Annotated in this window: 22 protein-coding genes and 1 pseudogene; 7 read left to right on the top strand and 16 right to left on the bottom strand. The window is 70.0% G+C overall.

Annotated elements, in window-relative coordinates; all coding sequences use genetic code 11:
* The first annotated feature begins 80 nt into the window (after positions 1–80).
* Entirely contained in the window at positions 81–320 is a 240-nt protein-coding gene (locus E1292_RS05000) for a hypothetical protein (protein ID WP_132592448.1), read from the top strand.
* 584 nt (positions 321–904) lie between these two features.
* Positions 905–1,057: pseudogene (locus tag E1292_RS05005) on the top strand (IS3 family transposase); the annotation flags it as partial.
* A gap of 40 nt (positions 1,058–1,097) precedes the next feature.
* Here E1292_RS05005 and E1292_RS05010 read toward each other — a convergent pair.
* Both E1292_RS05010 and E1292_RS05015 read right to left on the bottom strand, forming a co-directional pair.
* The gene (locus tag E1292_RS05010; RefSeq protein WP_220446670.1) at positions 1,098–2,591 is read right to left on the bottom strand and encodes a helix-turn-helix domain-containing protein; all 1,494 of its coding nucleotides are present in this window, start codon (positions 2,589–2,591) and stop codon (positions 1,098–1,100) included.
* Between the two features lie 188 nt (positions 2,592–2,779).
* A complete protein-coding gene (locus E1292_RS05015) occupies positions 2,780–3,001 on the bottom strand; it encodes a hypothetical protein (protein WP_132592454.1) in 222 nt (73 codons plus the stop codon).
* A gap of 749 nt (positions 3,002–3,750) precedes the next feature.
* Between E1292_RS05015 and E1292_RS50915 the strand changes: the two genes are divergently transcribed.
* Positions 3,751–3,894, top strand: coding sequence for a hypothetical protein (locus E1292_RS50915; protein ID WP_165974390.1), 144 nt, complete (start codon positions 3,751–3,753; stop codon positions 3,892–3,894).
* Here E1292_RS50915 and hemL read toward each other — a convergent pair.
* The 7 genes from hemL to E1292_RS05050 all read right to left on the bottom strand — a co-directional run bounded on the left by hemL (position 3,891) and on the right by E1292_RS05050 (position 11,587).
* Positions 3,891–5,180 (bottom strand): glutamate-1-semialdehyde 2,1-aminomutase, encoded by a 1,290-nt coding sequence (gene hemL / locus E1292_RS05020; protein ID WP_132592456.1) that lies wholly within the window; start codon positions 5,178–5,180, stop codon positions 3,891–3,893. The genes E1292_RS50915 and hemL overlap by 4 nt on opposite strands.
* Positions 5,181–5,376: 196 nt before the next feature.
* Complete coding sequence (locus E1292_RS05025; RefSeq protein WP_132592458.1) at positions 5,377–6,006, bottom strand: bifunctional DNA primase/polymerase; 630 nt, start codon at positions 6,004–6,006, stop codon at positions 5,377–5,379.
* A 203-nt stretch (positions 6,007–6,209) separates the two neighbouring features.
* Positions 6,210–7,193 (bottom strand): porphobilinogen synthase, encoded by a 984-nt coding sequence (gene hemB / locus E1292_RS05030; protein ID WP_132592460.1) that lies wholly within the window; start codon positions 7,191–7,193, stop codon positions 6,210–6,212.
* Positions 7,190–8,704: a bifunctional uroporphyrinogen-III C-methyltransferase/uroporphyrinogen-III synthase gene (locus E1292_RS05035; protein WP_132592462.1), complete on the bottom strand. Its 1,515-nt coding sequence runs from the start codon at positions 8,702–8,704 to the stop codon at positions 7,190–7,192. Before E1292_RS05035 ends, hemB begins: the two co-directional genes overlap by 4 nt.
* Positions 8,705–8,739: 35 nt before the next feature.
* Positions 8,740–9,660 (bottom strand): hydroxymethylbilane synthase, encoded by a 921-nt coding sequence (gene hemC, locus E1292_RS05040; protein WP_439331878.1) that lies wholly within the window; start codon positions 9,658–9,660, stop codon positions 8,740–8,742.
* Positions 9,657–10,913, bottom strand: a complete 1,257-nt coding sequence (locus E1292_RS05045) for a glutamyl-tRNA reductase (protein WP_132592464.1) — start codon at positions 10,911–10,913, stop codon at positions 9,657–9,659. The genes hemC and E1292_RS05045 overlap by 4 nt, the downstream gene beginning before the upstream one ends.
* Complete coding sequence (locus E1292_RS05050) at positions 10,910–11,587, bottom strand: redox-sensing transcriptional repressor Rex (RefSeq protein ID WP_132592466.1); 678 nt, start codon at positions 11,585–11,587, stop codon at positions 10,910–10,912. Before E1292_RS05050 ends, E1292_RS05045 begins: the two co-directional genes overlap by 4 nt.
* 139 nt (positions 11,588–11,726) lie before the next feature.
* On the opposite strand from E1292_RS05050, the gene E1292_RS05055 reads away from it, so the two are divergent.
* Complete coding sequence (locus E1292_RS05055; protein ID WP_132592468.1) at positions 11,727–11,963, top strand: glutaredoxin family protein; 237 nt, start codon at positions 11,727–11,729, stop codon at positions 11,961–11,963.
* 16 nt (positions 11,964–11,979) lie between these two features.
* Here E1292_RS05055 and E1292_RS05060 read toward each other — a convergent pair whose 3' ends face one another.
* Positions 11,980–13,428, bottom strand: coding sequence for a putative quinol monooxygenase (locus E1292_RS05060; protein WP_132592470.1), 1,449 nt, complete (start codon positions 13,426–13,428; stop codon positions 11,980–11,982).
* 239 nt (positions 13,429–13,667) lie between these two features.
* Here E1292_RS05060 and E1292_RS05065 point away from each other — a divergent pair, with 239 nt between their 5' ends.
* Genes E1292_RS05065 through E1292_RS05075 form a run of 3 tightly spaced genes read left to right on the top strand, consistent with a single transcriptional unit; the run spans position 13,668 to position 15,955 of the window.
* Positions 13,668–14,306, top strand: coding sequence for a sigma-70 family RNA polymerase sigma factor (locus E1292_RS05065; protein WP_132592472.1), 639 nt, complete (start codon positions 13,668–13,670; stop codon positions 14,304–14,306).
* A 59-nt stretch (positions 14,307–14,365) separates the two neighbouring features.
* Positions 14,366–15,061 (top strand): DUF5667 domain-containing protein, encoded by a 696-nt coding sequence (locus tag E1292_RS05070; RefSeq protein WP_132592474.1) that lies wholly within the window; start codon positions 14,366–14,368, stop codon positions 15,059–15,061.
* A gap of 30 nt (positions 15,062–15,091) precedes the next feature.
* Complete coding sequence (locus E1292_RS05075) at positions 15,092–15,955, top strand: HAD family hydrolase (RefSeq protein WP_246089935.1); 864 nt, start codon at positions 15,092–15,094, stop codon at positions 15,953–15,955.
* A 186-nt stretch (positions 15,956–16,141) separates the two neighbouring features.
* Here the strand turns inward: E1292_RS05075 and E1292_RS05080 are convergent, their stop codons facing one another.
* The 6 genes from E1292_RS05080 to E1292_RS05105 all read right to left on the bottom strand — a co-directional run bounded on the left by E1292_RS05080 (position 16,142) and on the right by E1292_RS05105 (position 20,805).
* The gene (locus E1292_RS05080) at positions 16,142–17,041 is read right to left on the bottom strand and encodes a lysophospholipid acyltransferase family protein (RefSeq protein ID WP_132592478.1); all 900 of its coding nucleotides are present in this window, start codon (positions 17,039–17,041) and stop codon (positions 16,142–16,144) included.
* Positions 17,038–18,033, bottom strand: a complete 996-nt coding sequence (locus tag E1292_RS05085; RefSeq protein ID WP_132592480.1) for an NAD-dependent epimerase/dehydratase family protein — start codon at positions 18,031–18,033, stop codon at positions 17,038–17,040. Before E1292_RS05085 ends, E1292_RS05080 begins: the two co-directional genes overlap by 4 nt.
* 24 nt (positions 18,034–18,057) lie before the next feature.
* A complete protein-coding gene (locus E1292_RS05090) occupies positions 18,058–18,156 on the bottom strand; it encodes a 30S ribosomal protein bS22 (protein ID WP_018654693.1) in 99 nt (32 codons plus the stop codon).
* A 172-nt stretch (positions 18,157–18,328) separates the two neighbouring features.
* Positions 18,329–18,532, bottom strand: a complete 204-nt coding sequence (locus E1292_RS05095; RefSeq protein WP_026214222.1) for a helix-turn-helix domain-containing protein — start codon at positions 18,530–18,532, stop codon at positions 18,329–18,331.
* A gap of 306 nt (positions 18,533–18,838) precedes the next feature.
* Positions 18,839–19,627, bottom strand: a complete 789-nt coding sequence (locus tag E1292_RS05100) for a phosphatase (RefSeq protein WP_132592482.1) — start codon at positions 19,625–19,627, stop codon at positions 18,839–18,841.
* A 14-nt stretch (positions 19,628–19,641) separates the two neighbouring features.
* Positions 19,642–20,805, bottom strand: a complete 1,164-nt coding sequence (locus tag E1292_RS05105; protein ID WP_132592484.1) for an acetoin utilization protein AcuC — start codon at positions 20,803–20,805, stop codon at positions 19,642–19,644.
* Between the last annotated feature and the right edge of the window lie 102 nt (positions 20,806–20,907).

Genomic DNA, 20,907 nt, shown 5'->3' on the forward strand with positions numbered 1-20,907 from the left:
TCAGCAGAGGTTCAGCAGCAGCAGGCGGGTCCTCCACCGGAGTAGAGGGTCGCGCCGGTCCCGCAGGTCGTCAAGCTGGCATGAACCAGGAGCTGGTCCAGCTCGGCGTCGATATCGCCAGCGGGGTGCTCGGGCAACCTCTCCAGGCCGGTCGCCGTGAGGTCATCCCGCAGGGCGGGATCGGTCAAGACGCGCATGAGTTCCGTGGTCGGCATTCATCCTCCTCATCACTCAAGGTGCCCTGCATTGACAGGGGCCTTTTGGTCGGGGTTTCCATGGAGCCGGTTGCGACGCTCGCGTTTCCGTCGAAAGATGCGTGACGCCCTGGACGATCAGGCTTTCTCCATGAAACAACCGGCCGTCGGGAAGACGGTAAAAGATGCCGTGCTTCGGCGCAAGTGTGCACTGTGCTCAGGTCCGGGCGCCGGGAGTGCACGGTGCTCAAATAGACCCATCGTCAAGAAATCTGTGGTCTGGACATTCGCGGAATCAGGGCAGCCTTAGCCTGAATCCACGGCGTGATTTCGTCTGATCGTTTTCTGGTCCAATTCCTCGACGAGTGCCGGTCCCGCAGGTGGAAGGGCCGTTTTCGGGCGTGTGAGGGCCGCCGCGCTCGGGTCGCGGCTTGCCCACGTGCATTCCGAGGGCTCGGGGGTCGCGGATGCGCGTGACCGCGGTTGGTCGTCTGCTGTGCGTGACCTGGATTTCGGCTGGTCAGGCCGCTGTGGCGGCGAGTGCGTACGTGCGTGGGCTGCTGGCCGCGTGGTGCTGGGATCACCGGTCTTCTGGTCGGCGTCCGCATTGTTGATCAGGAGTTCGAATGAAGCGACTCGTGCGGCAGGTGGGGTGCGCGGCTCGTCGGAATGGTGTTGGCCAAGGTGGCTGAAGACCGGAGCTCGTTCATCATCGTCGCTTCACGAGTGTGGCGGAAGCGCGTACCGCTGTGATCGAGTATATAGAGGCCTTCTACAATCGGCGTCGCCTGCACTCTGTGCTGGGATATCGCCCACCGCTGGAAGCGCTCGAGAAATGGTGCGATATTCGGGCAGCTGCATGAGATAGGTCATTTACTCCGGTGTCCGGGAAACGCGGGCATGTCATCCGGCGCGCCCCGGTTGGCCTCTATACGCCTCAACGCCCTGCCCAGATTCGCCGGCGAAAGAACTCCTCCCGCCCACCTTAGATGTCGTGATGTGGAGGGCGTGGACGACGTCGTGGATGCCGCTGCCGGTGGTCAGCAGATCGCGGCTTAGCAGGGCTTCCACGGTACGCAGATGGGTACGGACGGTGTTGCGGCTGATGCCGATACGGCTGGCCGCCCGCTGGGCGTCAGCGTTGGCATTGATCCAGGCGTGGAGAGTGCGTCGATGCGGGGCTTGAAGGGGGTGGAGAAACGCTTGGGCCCAGGCGGCGGCGGAATCGGTGCGCAGCAGGTCATCCAGGGTAGGGAGCACTTGATGCTCGGCCGGTTCGGGGAGGGAAGTGGAACCGGTCAGAGTGAGAGCAAGGGTGACGGCGGCGCGGCAGCGAACGTCGGACAGGTCCACGCCGAGGGCGCGTTCCGCGCGTCGGATGTGGGCGGTGACGGTGTTGCGGCTGAGGTCCAGCAGGCTGGCCACGGCGGATCGGGGCACGCTCATGGCCAAGTGGGTGATGTCGACCGTGACCTTCGGCAGGGAGTCCAGCGGGCGCAGAAACGCGCGAGCCCAGAGCAGGGCCGGTCGAGGAGGCAGCAGATCCGCTAGTGGGGTCTGGCCGTGGTAGAGGGCCACGCGGCCGGGGGTGGTACGGGCGGCGGCCAGTGCGTGGGCGGCCTGGCTGTATGCCTGGGCAGTCGCGCTGAGGGCGTGCGGGCCACTGATACCCAGCGCATAGTGCGGGTTGTCGTGCACCAAGCGCCGTAAGACCTTGCCGTGCCCCGGAGTGCTGTCGGCGTCTGTTTGCGAGTCGTCGGCGATGAGACAGATCAGATGCGTCTTGAAGGCGGGGCACTGCACCATCAAGTCCGGGCCGTGGTAGCCCGAGGAATCCTGGTGGGCCTGCGTGATCCGGTCACGATCGGTCTGGCTGCAGTGCAGCAGGTAGACCCGCACCTGGTCGGCGTCCAGCAGCGGCGGAACGGCACCGGTCGTCATACGGCGCGCCAGGCTGGGGTCGCCCACCATCAGGGCCGAAAGCACGGCGAACCGTAGCTGGCGCGCCTTGTACTGGTAACCACGGGAGATCCGGTCAGCGTCCCGGTCGCGGCGCAGGAGCGCGATGACGCTGCCGGTGTGCGAGGCCAGGGCAGCCTCCTGCGGACTCAGCACTTCACGATCGGCCGCCACCACCAGCACCGGGCGCGTACCGCACACGCCGAGGACTTCACAGCGCACGTGCAGCTTATCGACTTGGATCGCAGCCGCGGCCGTCTGCCCGCTCGACAGTCGCACGAGCAGCGGAGCAAGCGGGCGCAAAACCTCCCGAGGAAACCCGAGGGTGGACGCTTCCATCGTCGCCGTATTGCCGGCGACCAGCGCGACGTGCACGCTGATCTGCCGCTGCAGCCAGTTCAGGACCTCCCGCACATCCGGCTCGGCTCTGTGAACCATCTGGCGTCTCATCTCGCGCAACAGCCCGTCAAGCCGTTCAACCTGCCACCGAGCCTCCGCAACCTCCTCACCCTCTACCCTCACCCCAGCAACTCGCCTTCCTGGCAATGTGTCATTGCCCTCGTACTCGTTGATCGCGCTCCTCCCCTGAGCATGTTGACCTGAACCGGCAGCCGGTCATCGTCGGATCAACGGTCACGCGTGCCGGTGGCCAATACCGCGCTACCGAGCAATCCACCGGCCTTGGGTAGCGAGCTGCTGGTCAGGATGCCTCTCCAGCGGGTGCGCAACTCAGCCAGCCGCCCAAGCTCCCGCCTGCTGTGGTTGGCCTGCTCGTGCTGGCCGATGGTCAGGTTGTGGAGCGCCTCAGTCGTGGGGGTGCGCAGGTACTTCCAGTCGCCGCGGCGCATCGCCCGCGCCGACCGGGTTCGCCAGAACAGATCGCGCTGCGGCGGCTCCTCGTCGTCGATCAGGTAGGGCAGCAGACTGTGCCCGTCCAGGGGTGGGTCGCGAGCGAGCCGCCGTCGCGATGGGAGGGCGCTTGCGGTCCACCTGCCTGGACCCCCGCGGAGTAGCCGTTGGTGGAAGCGGATCCCCTCAGGGTGCGGATCTCCGGCACCCCGTAGCAGCTCAGATCTCCCCCGAGAATGAACAGATGTTGGGGCGCGGTAGCTGGCCTTTCATGGCTCGCGGCCGGAACGCCCGCTCGGTGGTCGTGGCGGCCAACGGCCGGTCGGGCAGTACGGCACCGGCCGCCGTCACAAGCGGACCCGCGCCTAGCACCCCGAGCACGGACCGTCGTGACGGCCGGGCACGGCCGGTCGCCAGGGTCTCCTTAAGTGATTCTTCCAACGCTTCCTCCTCGTCCAGAAACTCGGCTGTTCACCGGCATTGAGGAGGACAGTCAATACGGCCGGGCGTTTCCTCGGCGTTTCCACCCTCGTCCACGGTAATCCGTTCGATCAGCGTCGCCTGGTTGCGTCATCCCCGGCCAGCGCGACGCCTGCCCCAGGAGTATGCGCTCGTCAACAGGTTCGACATCCACGCAACGTCTGCCTTCGCATCGCGGTCGTGATCGGCCTCGTCGCCCTGGTCATCCGCTTCCGGCGCGGGGACGAGACGCGCCGCCGGCAGCTGCTGTGGCTGCTGCAGGCGGCTGGTGACCGGCGAGCCGCTGTCGTGGCCCACCGTGCTGGCGGCGGCGCTCATCATCGCCGGCGTGCTCTACGCCAACAGCAGGCCCCGCCGCCACGTCCTGCAGAGCCCCGAGCGCTTGGAAAGCACCCTCGTACGGCCGGCCTAAGCGGCGGCCGCGGCCGCCTTCGCCGCCGCAGGGAGCGCGTCGGCGACGCGCTGCAGCGCCTCGTCGTCGTGCGAGGCCGACAGGAACCACGCTTCGTACGCCGACGGCGGCAGGTAGACGCCCTGCTCCAGCATCGCGTGGAAGAACGCGGTGAACGCGGCGGTGTCCTGCGTCCTGGCCTCCTCGAAGCTCGTGACCTCCGACTCCGTGAAGAAGATCGAGAACAGGCTGCCCGCCCGCTGCAGCCGGTGCGGCACCCCCGCCGCTGCGAGCGCCTCGGAGACCGCGCCGCCCACCTGGGACGCCGCGGCGTCCACGCGCGCGTAGGCGTCGTCGTCGAGCGCCCGGAGGGTGGCCAGCCCCGCCGCGCAGGCCAGCGGATTGCCGGACAGCGTGCCCGCCTGATAGACGGGACCCTCGGGAGCCAGGTGGGCCATGACGTCGGCCCGGCCGCCGAACGCCGCCGCCGGCAGCCCGCCGCCCATGACCTTGCCGAACGTCATCAGGTCGGCGTCGACCGGGTCGAGGCCGTACCAGCCGGAACGCGAGACCCTGAAGCCCGTCAGCACCTCGTCGACGACGAGCAGCGCGCCGTGGGCCGTGCACAGCTCGCGCAGCCGCGCGTTGAAGCCGTCGCGCGGCGGCACCACTCCCATGTTCGCCGGGCACGCCTCGGTGATCACGCACGCGACGTCGCCGGCGGCGAACGCCTGCTCGACGGCCTCGACCGAGTTGTACGGCAGCACGATCGTGTCGGCCGCCGCCGCCCCCGTCACGCCCGGCGTGTCCGGCAGCCCGAACGTCGCCACCCCCGACCCGGCCGCGGCCAGCAGCGCGTCGACGTGCCCGTGGTAGCACCCAGCGAACTTGATCACCTTGGACCGCCCGGTGAAGCCGCGTGCCAGCCGCACGGCGCTCATCGTCGCCTCGGTGCCGGAGCTGACCAGGCGCACCTGCTCGACGGGCGCCATCCTGCCGACGATCTCCTCCGCCAGCTCGACCTCGCCGGGCGTGGCGGTGCCGTAGGAGAAGCCGTGGGCGGCCGCCTCGGACACGGCCTCGACGACCGCGGGATGGCGGTGGCCGAGGATCATCGGGCCCCAGGAGCAGACCAGGTCGACGTAGCGGTTGCCGTCGACGTCGGTGATGTAGGGGCCCTGCGCCGAGGCCATGAAGCGGGGCGTGCCGCCCACCGCGCCGAACGCGCGCACCGGAGAGTTGACGCCCCCGGGCACGAGCCGGCGGGCGCGGGCGAACAGGTCCTCGGAGTTCTGTGTACGGCTCACGCGACCAGGTTAGCCGCGGGGGCCCTCGCCCCTCGTCGCGGGACGACCTCGCCCCTCGTCGCGGGACGACCTCGCCACGCTGGCGGCCGGCCCGGCATCCGCAGGGACGGCCTCGCCGCGGTGGCGGCCCGGCGCGGCATTCGCAGGGACCACCTCCGCCATGGTGGCGGCCGGCGCGGCATCCGCCGGTCGTGACTCAGTCGGCCAGCCACTCCAGGATGCGCAGCGGGTCGGGCAGGGGCAGGCCGTCGGGTGGCCGCAGCCAGGAGACCGGCTGGCCGGCCGGCAGGGTGGAAGGCGGCGCGACGACGAAGCTGTCACGGCAGTGCCAGCGCAGCCCAGGCGTGTCGTCGATCGTGGCGGGGTCGCAGTCGAGGTGGCACGACCACCACTCGTCCTCGTCCTCCGGGTTGCCCCGTGTGGCCACGTAAAACAAGACCCGGTCGCCTTTGGCGGCGACCGGGCCTGAGTGCGCTCCGGCGTTGTCGATGCGGGTGAGGGCGGAGAGTCCGATCGCGAGCGGCACGTCGAAGACGTCGAACACGCGTCCGGTGGGAAGAATCACATTGGCTTCCGGCTCGGCCTGCCACCAGCGCGTGAGCAGCGCCGGGTCGGTCGTGGCCTGCAGGTGCCAGGCGGGCGACAGCGGATGGGCGCCGGGGTCGGGACAGCCGAGGCGGTCGCACGAACACGCGCGCGGCCCCTGACGCAGCGGGAACGCCCCTGGCACCACGGGCCAGCCCATCGCGGCGTATTCGAGCACGAGATCGATGCGTGTCGGTCGCGACCGTTTTCTGGTACGCCGAGCCAGTGGTACCCCCACCATTGGTGTCTCCCGTCGAGTCCAGCGCCTGAGGAGGTCCCGGCTCCGGGCCGTACGCACACGCGGGACACACCGGCACTTGGTTGCCTGACGAGAACCTGCTCATCAGCGCGCCTGGTCGAGGCCGTAGCGGCAGCCGTGCAACAACTTTCTCGTCTGCTCGCACTCTAACGCACGCGCCTCACGCGTTGACGGGAACCCCTCGGTTAGAGACGCCGCGCCACTTCGGTGGCCCAGTAGGTGAGGATCAGGTCGGCCCCCGCCCGCTTGATCGCGACCAGCGACTCCATGATCATCCGGTCGCGGTCGACCCAGCCGTTGGCCGAGGCGGCCTCGATCATGGCGTATTCGCCGCTCACCTGGTAGGCGGCCACGGGCACGTCGGCCTCTTCGCGGAAGCGGGTGATGACGTCGAGGTAGGTCATCGCCGGCTTGACCATGACCGCGTCGGCGCCCTCGGCGAGGTCGAGGCGGAGCTCGCGCAGCGCCTCCTCCAGCGGGCCCGCGGGATCCTGCTGGTGGGTGCTGCGGTCGCCGAACTGCGGCGCGCACTCGGCGGCCTCGCGGAACGGCCCGTAGAAGGCGGAGGCGTATTTGGCGGTGTAAGCCAGGATCGGGACGTTGCCGTAGCCGGCGCCGTCGAGCGCCGTCCGGATCGCCCCCACCTGGCCGTCCATCATGCCGCTCGGCGCCACCATCTGCGACCCGGCCGCGGCCTGGGCGACCGCGATCGAGGCGTAGCGCTCCAGGGTGGCGTCGTTGTCGACGTCGCCCGAGGGGGTGAGGATGCCGCAGTGCCCGTGGTCGGTGAACTCGTCGAGACATGTGTCGGCCATCACCACGACGGAGTCGCCGACCTCGGCGTTCACCTCGCGCAGCGCGACCTGCAGGATGCCGTCGGGGTCGTCGGCGGCCGAGCCGCGCGCGTCCTTCACGGCCGGGATGCCGAACAAGATCATCCCGCCCACGCCGGCCTGCGCGGCCTCGTGGGCGGCCTTGCGCAGCGAGTCGCGGGTGTGCTGGACCACGCCCGGCATCGAGGCCACGGGCTGCGGCTCGGAGATGCCCTCCTTGACGAACGCGGGCAGGATCAGGTCGGCGGGGTGCAGCCTGGTGCCGGCCACCATGCGCCGCAGGGCGGGGCTCCGGCGCAACCTGCGGGGACGGGCGACGGGGAATCGCGCGCTCATCTGGCTCTCCTCCTGGCGCCCCGGCGGTTCTGCGAGGGCCTGCGCGGGGTGTCACCCGCGGCCACGGCCGCCTGGCGCTGCTTGGCTCCGAACTCGGCCAACGCGGTGGCCAAGGCGGATGCGGACGGTTTGCCGGCCATGACGTCGACCCGGAGCCCGAACTCCTCGGCGGTCTTGGCCGTCTGCGGTCCGATGACCGCGATCACGGTGACGTTGTGTGGTTTGCCCGCGATGCCCACGAGGTTGCGCACGGTGGACGACGACGTGAAGAGCACGGCGTCGAAGCCGCCGCCCTTGATGGCCTCGCGGATGGGCGCGGGCGGCGGCGCGGCCCGCACGGTGCGGTAGGCGGTGACGTCGTCGCACTCCCAGCCCAGCTCGGTGAGCCCGGCCACGAGCGTGTCGGTGGAGATGTCGGCCCTCGGCAGCAGCACGCGGTTGATCGGGTCGAGCATCGAGTCGTAGGGCGGCCACTCGGCCACCAGCCCCTCGGACGACTGCTCGCCCGACGGCAGCAGGTCGGGCTTGACCCCGAACTCGACCAGGGCCCGCGCGGTCGCGTCGCCCACCGCGGCCACCTTGAGCCCGGCGAACGCGCGCGCGTCGAGGCCGTATTCCTCGAACTTCTCGCGCACGGCCTTGACCGCGTTGGCGCTGGTGAAGGCCACCCATTCGTAGCGGCCGGTGACCAGGCCCTTGATGGCGCGGTCCATCTGCTGCGGGGTGCGGGGCGGCTCGACCGAGATGGTCGGCACCTCCTCGGGCACCGCGCCGTACGAGATGAGCTGCTCCGACAGGCTGCGGGACTGCTCCTTCGTCCGCGGCACCAGCACCCGCCACCCGAACAGCGGCTTGGTCTCGAACCACGACAGCTTGTCGCGCGCCTCCACGGCGTCGCCGACCACGATGAGGGCCGGCTCGGTGAACCCGGCGTGCTTGAGGTCGGCCTGGAGCCGGCCGAGCGAGGACACCACGGTGTACTGCTCGGTGGTGGTGCCGCCGCTGGTGACCGCGACGGGGGTGGTGTCGGGCTTGCCTCCGGCGATGAGCGCCTTGCCGATGGCCACGGCGTCGGCGATGCCGTGGTAGATCACCAGCGTGCCGCGGCAGGCGGCGTGGACGGCCCAGTCCTGGTCCTGCGCCGCGTCGACGACCCTGAACTCCGGCACTTCGGTGGCCGCCGGGATGCCGGCGTAGTCGAGCACGGCGGTCGCGGGCGGCACGCCGGGCACGACCTCGAAGTCCACCCCCGCCGCGGCGCAGGCCGCGACCTCCTCGGTGATCGAGGAGAACAGCGTCGGGTCGCCCTCGCACAGGCGGACCACGACCTCCCCACGCGCTGCGCGCTTGACGGTGGCCTGGAGGTCGCCCTCGACGACCTCGACGCCTTCGCGGCAGTGCCGCAGCAGCGGGCCGTGCATTTCCGTGTCGAGCACCACCACGCCGGCCTTACCGAGCAACTCGGCGGCGCGCAGCGTGAGCAGCTTGGGATCGCCGGGTCCCGCGCCCACGAACGCGACGAGACCGGAGGTTGGACTATCGGAGCTCAATGGGACTGCTCCCCCATCAATCTGTCGGCCCCTGCGGAGATCATCTCGGTCGCCAGGAGGCGGCCCAGGTTAGCAGCCTCCGAAGGAGAGCCGGCGGCGGACTTGCGGACCGCCTCGCGGCCGTCGATCGAGACGACCACTGCGGTCAGGTTCAGAGTGTGCCCGTCATCGGCCGCGAACGCACCCACCGGTGCGGAGCATCCGGCCTCGAGTGCGTTCAGCACGGCGCGCTCGGCCGTCACGGCGGAGCGGGTGCGCGGGTCGTCGAGCACGCCGAGGAATTCGACCAGGTCGGCGCGGTCGGCGCGGCACTCCACCGCCAGCGCGCCCTGCCCGGGCGCGGGCAGCAGCTCCTCGACCTCGAAGATCTGCGCGACCTCCGCGTCGCGGCCGATCCTGGTCAGGCCGGCGGAGGCGAGCACGACGGCGTCGAGCTCGCCGGAGGTGACCTTGCCGATGCGCGTGTCGGCGTTGCCGCGGATCGGGACGTATTCGAGGTCGGGCCGCAGCGCGCTCAGCATGGCGACCCGGCGGGGGGAACCGGTGCCGACCCTGGCTCCTGGGGCGAGGTCGGCGAACTTGCGCGGCCCGACCAGCGCGTCGCGGTGGTCGTGGCGGGCGGGGATCGCGGCCAGCGTGAAGCGGGGGTCCTGGGTGGTGGGCAGGTCCTTCAGCGAGTGGACGGCGAAGTCGACCTCGTCGTCGATCAGCTTGTCGCGCAGCGCGCTGACGAACACGCCCGTGCCGCCGAGCTGCGCGAGGTGGGCCTTGGTCACGTCGCCGAACGTCGTGATGCCGACCAGCTCGATCGCGCGGCCGGTGCGCTGAACGTAGGCGTCGGCCACCATCTGGGACTGCGTGGTCGCCATGAGGCTGCGGCGGGTGCCCAGCCGCAGGGCCTGCGGGAGCGGTGTCACAGCTCCACCTCCCTCACGGCCTCGGGCATCTTCGGATCCAGGTCGAACAGTTCGCGCAGCGCTTCGGCATAATGATCGCCCCCTGGGCAGGTGGCGAGCCGCTTGACACGCACGGTCGGCTCGTGGAGCAGCTTGTCGACGACCCGCTGCACGGTCATCGTGACCTCGTCGCGCGCCCGCTCGTCCAGATGGGGCACACGCATCAGGAGACGGCCGAGCTCCGATTCGACGACGTCGGCCGCCTTGCTGCGCAGCGCCACCACGGTCGGCGTGACCCTGGAGGCGCGCTCGGCGTCGAGGTAGGCCCGCAGCTCCTCGGCGACGAGAGCGCGTACGGACTCGACCGCGTCGCCCTCGCGCGCGCCGATGCCGGAGTCCTGGATCGTCTCCAGGTCGACCAGCGTGACGCCGGGCACGTCGCGTACGGCGGGGTCGATGTCGTGCGGCAGCGCCAGGTCGAGCAGGAACACGGGCCGGGTCAGCATGCCGGGCGTGATGACGTGGCGGCCCGCGCCGGTGCAGGTGATGACGAGGTCGGCGCCGGCCAGCTCGTCGGCCACGGCGGAGAACCCGACCGCCCGGCCGCCGACGGACTCGGCCAGCCGGGCGCCGCGGTCGTACGTGCGGTTGGCCACGACGATGTCGGTGACCCCGGCCCGCGCCAGCGTGGCGGCGGCCAGCGAGCTCATGGAGCCCGCGCCGACCACCAGCGCCCGCCGCCCGGCCAGGTCGCCGGCCAGCGTGAGGCCCGCGGTGACGAGGGAGGCGCCGGCCTGGTCGATGCCGGTCTCGTGGTGGGCCCGCTTGCCGACCCGCAGCGCCTGCTGGACCAGCTCGTTGAGGGTGGCGCCGACGGTGCCGCGGCGCTGCGCCAGCTTGAGGGAGCGGCGGACCTGGCCGAGGATCTGGCCCTCGCCGACGACCATGGAGTCGAGGCCGCACACCACGGAGAACAGGTGCTCGACGGCCCGCTCCTCGTAGTGCACGTAGAGGTGTGGCGTGAGCTCCTCGACGGGGACGCCGGAGTGCACGCCCAGCAGGCGGCTGACGGCGGTGACGGCGGCGTGGAAGCGGTCGACCGTGACGTAGACCTCGACCCGGTTGCAGGTCGAGACGACCATGGCCTCCGCCACGCAGGGATCGTCCTGCACGTCGTGCAGGAGCTTGGCGAGCGCGTCACCCGTCACCGAGACGCGCTCGAGCAGGGCCACCGGCGCCGTCCGGTGGCTGAGTCCGATAGCCAGAACACTCATTGACTGTCCACCGCCATGAGTGGCCCCCCAGCCTTGCGTTGCTCGTGGAACGCGAGAATCTGCAGTTCGATTGATAGGTCGACTTTACGGACATCGACGCCATCCGGGACCGAAAGCACAACTGGGGCGAAGTTCAGGATGCTGGTCACCCCCACGGCTATCACGCGATCACACACCTTCTGCGCCGCCGCCGCCGGAATCGCCAGAACCACGATCGAAACTCCACGCCGAGCGATCACGGCTTCCAGGTCGTCGATGTGCTCCACATTCAATCCCGCGATGGTGTCGCCCACGACTTCGGGGTCGGCATCGACGAGCGCCGCGACCCGGAAGCCCCTGGAGACGAAGCCGCCGTAGTTGGCCAGCGCACGCCCGAGGTTGCCGACCCCAACGATGGCGACCGCCCAGTCTTGCGTCAGGCCGAGCTCGCGCGAGATCTGGTAGACGAGGTATTCGACTTCATAGCCTACGCCACGCGTGCCGTACGAACCGAGATGTGACAAATCCTTGCGGAGCTTCGCGGAGTTGACCCCGGCGGCCCCGGCCAGATCCTCGGAGCTGACGGTCGCGATGCCCCGCTCGGCCATCCCGTGCAGCGCCCGCAGGTACAACGGAAGCCTGGCGACCGTCGCCTCGGGAATGCCGCGGTCACGGGGTTGGGACGGGCTCTTCACGTGCCGGAGCTCCAGGGAACGGGCGGCTTGGGGACCGCGGTGAACGGAATCGAACCGTCTTTCAGGTTAATCCCTTTGTGAACCGATGCACAAAGTCGCGGGGCGCGGAGTGGCGGACGTCTCGCATACCGTTGGCGCCATGCATCGCATCACCCTGCTCGGCAAGCCCGGCTGCCACCTGTGTGACGACGCGCGCGAGGTCATCGCCAGGGTGGCCGGCGAGCTCGGCGTGCCGTGGGAGGAGGTCAGCATCGACTCCTCCGAGGAGCTCAAGGAGAAATACTGGGAGATGATCCCGGTCACGCTGATCGACGGCGTCCAGCACGACTTCTGGCGGGTCGACGAGGCCCGCCTGCGCGCCGCGCTGGACGCCTAGAGCGCCGCGCCGGCGCCTAGAACATCACCGTCGGCAGCGGCACCACCTTGGCGGCGTTGACGTTGAGCTCGATGACGTTGGTGGCCAGCACCATGGTCTGCCGCTCGTTGATGAACCTCTCGACGTGCGGCTGGCGCTGGTGGTCGCGGTAGGCGATCTCGTCGCGATAGAGCTCGTAGACGATGCGCTGCAGGGGCGCCGACTTGACCGCGTGGCAGGCGTAGACGAGCGTGTCGGGCTCGCCGCGGCGCACGGCCTCGACGGTGGCCTCGGCCAGCCTGTCGAACGCGTCGCCCGCGCCGTCCATGATCGTGAAGACGGTGAGCAGGCCGTAGATGTTGGGCGAGGGCTTGCCGCCGGCCTGCTGCTGCTGCGCCGGGGTGAACACGTCGGCGCCGGGAAAGACCGAGCCCGTGCCCGGCATGGCGAAGTCGGGCCGCTGGGACGGCGCCTCCGCGGGCGGCGCGCCGTTCATGATGTAGCCGGTCGAGGGCCCGGCGTCGGGCGGCGGCGCCATGCGGGCGGCGTAGTCGACCTCCTGGTCGCCCGCGCGATATTCGGCCACCAGATCGCCCAGCCCCGACGATCTGCGCGGCGGGTCGGCGGCGGGCACGCTCTCCGGCCTGCCCCGGTGACCCGGCTGATCGTCGCGGAACATCGGGCGCTCCCCTGGCGGGACCGGAGGCGCCGGCCGCTCCTCGCGGTGCTGCGCCCGCGCGTCGCGGCGCTGAGAGCGATCGTCACCGCGCGGTGGGCGCTCGTCGTGCTCGGGGGCGAAGTCGTCCTCATCGTCCTCGTACGGCGCCAGGGGCCGCAGCACGGTGTACCAGACGGCCGCCGCGGCGACGGCGAGCAGCGCCGTGGTGAACACCGCGGGCACCGCGAACCGCATCGCGCCCACGAGCGCCAGCCCCGACGGGACGATGACGGCCGAGGCGTGCAGGTTGTCGGTGTCGTACTCGTCGCCGTTGCGCCACTTGAGCCCGGCGACCACGAGCATCGCCAGCATCACCAGCGCGTCGATGACGTGCACGCCGGTCAGCAGGTAGTTGGGGATGATCGCCCAGACGGCCGAGCCCGACGGCAGCGCCTGGCCCATCTGCTCGACGCGGAGCGGGTCGAAGAGCATGATCGCGACGGAGACGACGGTGAGCGCGATGCCGAACAACCACGCCAGGAATCTCGGCGGCGCCTTCTCCGCCAGCAGCTGCACCAGGCCGACGGCCAGCCAGAGCGGGGCCAGCAACGATCCCGTCACCTGGTAGATCCGGAACGTGACGCTGCCGAACCCGAAGAAGGAGCCGATGGCGACCACGCCCAGTGACAGCGCCAGCGCCGCCACCGCGACGGTCCAGGCGATCAACCACCCGTCCGGCTCGTCCCGCAGGCGTTGGATCAGGGCGCCCGCCGCGAACGCGGCCAGGAGCGCACCGGCAAAGGCTATGACAGCAACGAGGATCTCCATGGTGACTCCAATGCTGCCGGACTATGCCTCCCAGCCGGTAGCCGTAGACGAAACGTGCCTGCTCGGGCCGCCCTCGGGGGCCACGGGCAGCGAGATGCGCGCCGCAGGCGGCGGGGATTCGCGGTAACACGGTATCTTCCGATTACGCCTAGTCATGCCAGCATGCTGTGGATTGTGGAATTTCCGGTTGATTTCTAGAGTGTTCGAGCAGCCGCACCCCTTACCCCCAGGGATACCGGATGCCTGACTCGTCGCCGTTCGCCGGGCTGCTTGCGCCAGCGGGCGCCGCGCCAGCCCTGACGGGCGAGCTCGCCGTGCGCGAAGAAGTGCCCGATGACGTACGTACGCTGGTGCTTCATGCCAAGAGCGGCTGCACGGAGTCGTTTGGCACGCTCTACGACCGCTACGTGGACCTCGTCTACCGCTACATCTATTTCCGGGTGGGCTCCCACCCCCTCGCCGAGGATCTGACCAGCGAGACCTTCCTGCGCGCGCTGCGCAGGATCGCCGACTTCACCTGGCAGGGCCGCGACTTCGGCGCCTGGCTCGTGACCATCGCGCGGAACCTCGTGACCGACCACTTCAAGTCCGGCCGCTACCGGCTGGAAGTGCCGACGGGAGAGGTGATCGACGTCCCGCTCGACGGCTCGCACATTCCGGAGAACGCCGTGGTCACGGCCATCATCAACGACCGGGTGCTGCGCGCCGTCCGGGACCTCAATCCCGAACAGCAAGAATGCGTGGTCCTGCGCTTCCTGCACGGCCTGTCGCTCGCGGAGACCGCGCTGATCATGGGAAAGAAGAGCGGGGCGATCAAAGCGTTGCAGTTTCGTGCCATTCGGGCGCTGGCCAGGGCTCTCAAGCACGACCTGGCGTAACCTCCACCAGCCGCACCTCGTTAGGCAAATGTCACAGCAGGATCCGTAAGGGAGCCGTCATGGGTAGGGCACGCGAACGGCGGGAGCGCGTGCTCGAGCATCTCACGGACCTGCCCAGGATGCCTCTCGGCGGCGCCCCTGACCCCGCCTTCCGCGACCGGCTCCGCGCCGAGCTGGTCTCCGGGCCGATCACCGGGCCGATCACCGGGCCCGTCACAGGGCCGATCACCGGGCCGGTCACCCGCGAGCTCCTGCCCGGGAAGCCGGCCCGCCCCAATCACGCCCACCGCCGGCCCGCGCACCCGAGGCCGCTGCTGTCGCAGCTGGCCGCCTTCGGACTGTCGGCGGCCATGATGGTCGGGAGCTTCGCCACGTACCAGGCGGTCCCCGGCGACTCCCTCTATCCGCTCAAGCGCGCCGCAGAGAGCGCTCTCGTCGGGCTCAGCACCAACGAGGCTGCGCGCGGCGAGCGCGAGCTCCGCTCGGCCAAGACCCGCGCGGAAGAGGTCGCCAGCCTGCTCGGCTCGTCCAACGGCGGCCCGCTGGTCGGCAAGACGCTGAAGGACATGGAGGAATCGACGCGCGCCGGGATCAGCAGGCTGCGACGGGCCGAACCGCGCTCTCCGAAGATCAAAAAATTCGCCCGCCACCAGAAGGAGGTCGTCGGGTCGATGTTACGGCAGCTGAAGCGGGACCAGCTGGCCCAGGCCGAGGGCTACCTCGACTACATCGAGGGTCTGGTCGCCCCCGGGTAGGTCGATAAGCTGAAGCGCATGTGGCGGCTAATGCGACGACGACACGAAACGGAGCCCCAGGCCGCCGGCGAGGCCGCGGCGCAGGCAGCGGTCACCGTCGCGCCGGTCGAGCCCGACCTCCAGTCGGCGGCCTTCTTCGACGTCGACAACACGATGATGCGCGGCGCCTCGATCTACCACTTCGCGCGCGGGCTGGCCACCCGAGGGATGTTCACCACGTCCGACCTGTTCAAGTTCGCGGTGGGGCAGGCGGTGTTCCGGCTGCGCGGCAACGAGAACCCCGAGCACATCGCGGTGGCCAGGGAGACCGCGCTCGCGTTCGTCGCCGGCGCCAAGGTCGACGACGTCGTGCGCCTCGGCGAGGAGATCTACGACGAGGTCATGGCCGACCGCATCTGGGGCGGCACGCGAGCGCTCGCGCAGAGCCACCTCGACGCCGGCCAGCGGGTCTGGCTGGTCACCGCCACCCCCGTAGAGCTGGCCAGGGTCATCGCGCAGCGGCTCGGGCTGACGGGTGCGCTCGGCACGGTCGCCGAGTCGAGCAACGGCGTCTACACCGGGCGCCTGGTCGGCGACCTGCTCCACGGCCCCGCCAAGGCGGAGGCGGTCAGGGCGCTGGCGCGCAGGGAAGGGCTCGACCTGACCCAGTGCACGGCCTACAGCGACTCGGCCAACGACCTGCCGATGTTGTCGCTGGTCGGGCAGGCCGTGGCGATCAACCCCGACAGCGAGTTGCGCGAATACGCCAAGAAGCACGACTGGCCGATCAGGGACTTCAGGACCGGCCGCAAGGCCACGCTGACGGCGCTGCCCATCGCCGCGGGCGTCGGCGCCGTGGCGGGCGGCGTCGCCGCGGGCATCGCCCTGCGCAGGCACTACCGCACGCAGGGCTGACGCCCGCGGGCCCACGCCGCTCGTCGCGAGGGCTCGCCGATCCCCGCGGCTCCTTGAGCCGCCCTCCGCCGACGACGGCCTCGGCACCGGTCGTGCCGGCCGGGCGTGGGGCGACCACCCTCGTGGGGCAAGGGCCGGGCGACGGCGAGCCCGATGCCCTCGGGGGCACCGCGCCGGAGGAAAGACCTAGAGCAAGGGCGGAAAAGCCGGCCCGCGCCGCAGCCGCAGCTCGTTGAGCAGCTGCTGGATGACCTCGCGCACGTGGTCGGTGAGGTTGAACACCAGCATGGGATCGTCGGCGGCCGACGGGTCGTAATCGTCGGTGCGGATGGGCTCGCCGAACTCGATCATCCACTTCGACGGCAGCGGCACCAGGCCGAGCGGCCCGAGCAGCGGGAAGAACGGCGTGATCGGCAGGTAGGGCAGGCCGAGCAGCCGGGCCAGGAACTTCAGGTCGCCGAGTTTGGGATAGATCTCCTCGGCCCCGACGATCGCGGTGGGCACGATCGGCGCCCCGGCGCGGATGGCCGAGGCCACGAAGCCGCCCCGGCCGAAACGCTGCAGTTTGTAGCGCTCGGAGAACGGCTTGCCGACGCCCTTGAACCCCTCGGGGAACACGCCGACCAGCTCGCCCTTGCGCAGCAGCCGGTCGGCGTCCTCGCGGCAGGCCAGCGTGTGGCCCGTCTTGCGGGACAGGTGGCTGAGCAGCGGCAGCTGGTAGACCAGGTCGGCGCCGAGCAGCCGCAGCGCCCTGCCCGCCTCGTCGTGCAGGGCGACCTGCAACATCAGCGCGTCGAGCGGCAGCGTGCCGGAGTGGTTGGCGACGACGAGCGCGCCGCCTTCGTCCGGGATGTTCTTCAGCTCGGCCGTCTCCACCCTGAACCAGTGGTGGTAGAGGGGCCTGATCAGCTCCAGGACGACCTTGTCGGTCAGCTCGGCGTCGTAGCCGAACTCGTCGACGTCGTAGTCGCCGCCGATGCGCCTGCGCAGAAAGGCCAGGAACTTCGCCAGGGGCTCGGGCTCGTCGGTGTAGGACGGCGCCGCGCTGATGGGGATGACGCGGGCGTCCTCGTCGGGAACGCTCAACTCCGCCCACCTCCGAACGGTTGCAGCCGGCGCGAGCGCAGAAAGTCGTCGAAGGCCGCCGCGGTCGTGAACTTGGGTCTCCACCCCAGCTCGTTCTCCAGCCTGGAGGTGTCGACCGCCCGGCCGTGGCTCATCAGCCTGAGCTGCTCGGGCGAGTATTCGACCAGGCCGAGCCCGCGCGCGGCGCTGCCGAGCGTCGTGAAGGCGGGCGCGGGCAGCGGCAGCGACGGCCGTCCCGCCCTTCTGGTGCACTGCGACAGGAGCAACACGCCCACCCCGGCCACGTTGAACGTGCCGGGGTGATCCTCAGTCGCCATCCGTCGCAGCACCTCGACCGCGTCGTCCTCGTGGACGAACTGCAGCCGGGGGTCGAAGCCGAGCACGGTCGGCAACACCGGTTGGGTGAAGTAACGCGTCAACGGCGAGTCGACGCCGGGACCCATGAAGTTGGCGAAGCGCAGCATCGACACCGTCACGTCAGGACGGCGCCGCGCGAAACCCCGCACGTAGCCCTCGACCTCGACCGCGTCTTTGGCATAGCCGTGGCTGGGGCCGTCGTGCGGCTCCAGGTCCTCGGTGAACACCGCCGGATCGCGCGGCGACGAGCCGTAGACGGCGGTGGTGGAGCGGACCACCACGCGCCGCACGGTCGCCGACCGCTGGCAGGCACCGAGCAGTTGCATGGTGCCGATGACGTTGTGCTCTTTCATGGCCGCCCTGCCGCCGCTCCTTGACGGAGCGCTGACCAGGCTCATGTGCACAACGGTGCCGATGTCCGCGGCCGCGATCACCTGGGCGATGTCGGGGCTGCGCAGATCCACCCGGACGAACTCCGTCCGTCCGAGCGAGATGCCACCGTCCCGCGTCAGCGAGGGGGGCGGCACGGTGTCCACTCCGATGACACGGCTGATGTCCGGGTCGGCAGCCAGTACGCTCGCCACCCGGGCGCCTATGTGGCGCGAGACCCCGGTGACGAGCACGGTGTGGGTCATCAGCGCCTCGCAGCTGCGTCGGGTTTACTTCTTGTTGCGCCGCTGGATGCGCGTCTTCTTGAGCAGCTTGCGGTGCTTCTTCTTCGCCATCCGCTTACGGCGCTTCTTGATCACAGAGCCCACGGGACCCCCAGGTCGTGACTAAGTCTGAACGGAGTGCGAGCGCACACCGGCTCACAGACTACCGGCGATCGGCGGTAGATCGCCCATTGGGGGGGTGAGCACCCGGTCGCGTCTAGGGCGACCGGGCCTCTCCCGCGACAGCACTCACGACATGGTCGTCCACGTCGCTACGCTAACCTGCCTCGATGTAGGCCTCCCGCAGATAGTCGTGTACCGCCTGCTCAGGCACCCTGAACGACCGGCCGACTCGGATGGCCGGCAGCTCGCCAGAGTGGACGAGCCGGTACACCGTCATCTTGGACACCCTCATGACCGTAGCCACTTCAGCAACGGTCAGGAACTTCACCTCACTGAGAGGTCTTTCGCCTGCACCCATCGGACGCCTCTTCCGCACGTGTTTACGGGTTATCCCCACTGGTGCCATTGCTCACGCACGTGTACTGCCGTCAGCGTAAGTCGGGACTCCGAGTGCGCAAACCCCCTATTTTCTCAGTCAACGGAGCCACCTGTCAGCCGAACCAGCAAAGTCGCTGGCCAGCAGCCGGGCCGAGCACCTCACCCGGACGTTGGAACTGTCCAAGTTGCCACACATAAGAGTCGCCGGAGCGCCGCCAAAAGTTGGCAAAGGGACGGCGAGCCTCTTGGAATGCAGGCGCGAAAAGACGGTATGCGGATGACCGAATTAGACTCGAAGGGCTCGTGAGACCAGAGTGACGAGCCGCTCGGTCAACGGAGCGTAATACCGCGGTAGCACATTGTCGTCAAGTGGCACTACTACGTCAATCTTCCCTTCAGCCTCACCGACGAACAACCCCGGGTCATTGCTGTCGGCGAATCCCACAGTGGGCGCACCTGCCTCTCCCGCCGCTCCTGCCCAGCCGTGGTCGGCGATAACCAGGTCGGGCAGCTCGCCGTCGAGGTCGGAGAGCATGTGGCGCATCGGGTCGGCGTCGTGGGTGTGCACGAACCCGCCCTTGTCGTCGAGCATCGCGACGCCCTGGAGGTAGCGGATCTGCCGCGGCCGGGCGAACCCCGACCCGGAGTACGTCCAGCCCTCGCCGGGGGTCAGCAGCCGCGCGCCGCGCTCGGCGCAGAGCCGGGCCAGCGGCAGGTGGATGGCGAGCAGGCCGGTCGGATGCCCGGTGGCGAACAACACGGACGGGCCGGGCCGCGACAGCACGGCGGCGACGCGCTCGGCCATGGCGTCGACCGCGTCGATCGTCAGGTCGGGGTCGATGGTGTCCTGGCCCCAGCGGTGCGACGGGTCGGAGACCACGCCGGCGGACTTCGCCATCAGCGCCAGGATGTCGCGGTAGGACCACGGCTGGTCGAACGTGAGCCCCAGCATGTAGTAGGGGTCGCCGTTGGCCAGGGAACTGTAGTGGTCGAGGTTGTTCTCGCGGGAGGTCGCGACATCGCCGGCGATGCGGCTCTGGACAAGATGCTCTCGGAGTTCGTCGCGGCTCAGCACTGCTTACTTCCTCGTCAGGGCAGGGGGTCGAGCCCGTGCAGGGGGAAGACCGCGTTTCGGGTCGCCATGATCGCGCGGTCAATGGGGTCAGATGGGTCATAACCACCGGAAAGGTCGTTGAATTCCGGATGACGACCGTCGGTCATGGTCAGCGGCGCCGTCTCGCCGGTGCGATCGCGTACGAACTGGCGCCACTCGTCGCCCGTCGGCGTGGCCGGATCGACCGGATGGCCCGCCAGCTCCGCGATGAGGTGGGTCCACGCCCGCGGCACCACCTGCACCAGCTCGTAACCGCCGCCGCCCGTCGCGATCCACCGGCCGCCCGCCGTCTCGTGAGCCAGGCGGTGCAGGGCGGCGTAGGCGGTGCGCTGGCCGTCGACGCTGAGCATCAGGTTGGCCAGCGGGTCGAGCGCGTGACTGTCGCAGCCGTGCTGCGTCACCAGGATCTCCGGCCCGAACTCGCGCAGCAGCGGCGGGACGACCGCGTCGAAGGCCCGCAGCCAGCCGGGGTCGCCGCAGCCCGCGGGGAGCGCCACGTTGACGGAGGTGCCGTCGGCGCCGGTCTCGCCGGGGAACCCGGTGCCGGGGAACAACGTGCGCGGGCTCTCGTGCAAACTGATCGTCAGGACCCTCGGGTCGTCGTAGAACGCCGCCTGCACGCCGTCGCCGTGGTGCACGTCCACGTCGACGTACGCGATGCGGCCGGCGCCCTGGCGCAGCAGCCACGCGATCGCCAGCGCGGCATCGTTGTAGACGCAGAACCCGCTGGCCATGGCCGGCATCGCGTGATGCAGCCCGCCCGCGATGTTGACGGCGTGCTCGGCCGAGCCCTCCCAGACCGCGCGGGCGGCGGCCAGCGAGGCGCCGGCGATCAGCGCGGAGGCGTCGTGCACGCCCCTGAACGCGGGGTTGTCGGTCGTGCCGAGCCCGGCGGCGAGGTCGGGCCGGCCGTCGGCGGACACGCGCCTGACGGCCTCGATGTAGTCGCGCTCGTGGACCATGGCCAGCTCGTCGTCGGTGGCGGGCACGCATCCGGCGACCTCGACCTTGTCGAGGACGCCGAGCTCGCGGGCGAGCGCCATGGTCAGCTCGACCCGCACGGGGGCGAGCGGATGACCAGGGCCGAAGTCGTAGGAGGTGAGAGCGTCGTCCCAGACCACCTGTGTCGACCGGCTCATGCCACCCCTCCGCGATCGCCCTGTCCCGCCGACGTTACCGCAGCGCAGACGCCGCGTTGTAGCCCGGGTTCATCCGGTGGACATCTCCCCGCGACCTCGCCG

The sequence above is a fragment of the Nonomuraea deserti genome, assembly GCF_004348685.1.
Classification (GTDB): Bacteria; Actinomycetota; Actinomycetes; order Streptosporangiales; family Streptosporangiaceae; genus Nonomuraea; species Nonomuraea deserti.

Coding starts and splice junctions, on each gene's coding strand:
- E1292_RS05000 (WP_132592448.1), top strand. CDS start 81: ATGAACCAGGAGCTGGTCCAGCTCGGCGTCGATATCGCCAGCGGGGTG.
- E1292_RS05010 (WP_220446670.1), bottom strand. CDS start 2,591: ATGGTTCACAGAGCCGAGCCGGATGTGCGGGAGGTCCTGAACTGGCTG.
- E1292_RS05015 (WP_132592454.1), bottom strand. CDS start 3,001: ATGCGCCGCGGCGACTGGAAGTACCTGCGCACCCCCACGACTGAGGCG.
- E1292_RS05025 (WP_132592458.1), bottom strand. CDS start 6,006: ATGGTGGGGGTACCACTGGCTCGGCGTACCAGAAAACGGTCGCGACCG.
- hemB (WP_132592460.1), bottom strand. CDS start 7,193: ATGAGCGCGCGATTCCCCGTCGCCCGTCCCCGCAGGTTGCGCCGGAGC.
- E1292_RS05045 (WP_132592464.1), bottom strand. CDS start 10,913: ATGAGTGTTCTGGCTATCGGACTCAGCCACCGGACGGCGCCGGTGGCC.
- E1292_RS05055 (WP_132592468.1), top strand. CDS start 11,727: ATGCATCGCATCACCCTGCTCGGCAAGCCCGGCTGCCACCTGTGTGAC.
- E1292_RS05060 (WP_132592470.1), bottom strand. CDS start 13,428: ATGGAGATCCTCGTTGCTGTCATAGCCTTTGCCGGTGCGCTCCTGGCC.
- E1292_RS05065 (WP_132592472.1), top strand. CDS start 13,668: ATGCCTGACTCGTCGCCGTTCGCCGGGCTGCTTGCGCCAGCGGGCGCC.
- E1292_RS05070 (WP_132592474.1), top strand. CDS start 14,366: ATGGGTAGGGCACGCGAACGGCGGGAGCGCGTGCTCGAGCATCTCACG.
- E1292_RS05075 (WP_246089935.1), top strand. CDS start 15,092: ATGCGACGACGACACGAAACGGAGCCCCAGGCCGCCGGCGAGGCCGCG.
- E1292_RS05085 (WP_132592480.1), bottom strand. CDS start 18,033: ATGACCCACACCGTGCTCGTCACCGGGGTCTCGCGCCACATAGGCGCC.
- E1292_RS05095 (WP_026214222.1), bottom strand. CDS start 18,532: ATGGGTGCAGGCGAAAGACCTCTCAGTGAGGTGAAGTTCCTGACCGTT.
- E1292_RS05105 (WP_132592484.1), bottom strand. CDS start 20,805: ATGAGCCGGTCGACACAGGTGGTCTGGGACGACGCTCTCACCTCCTAC.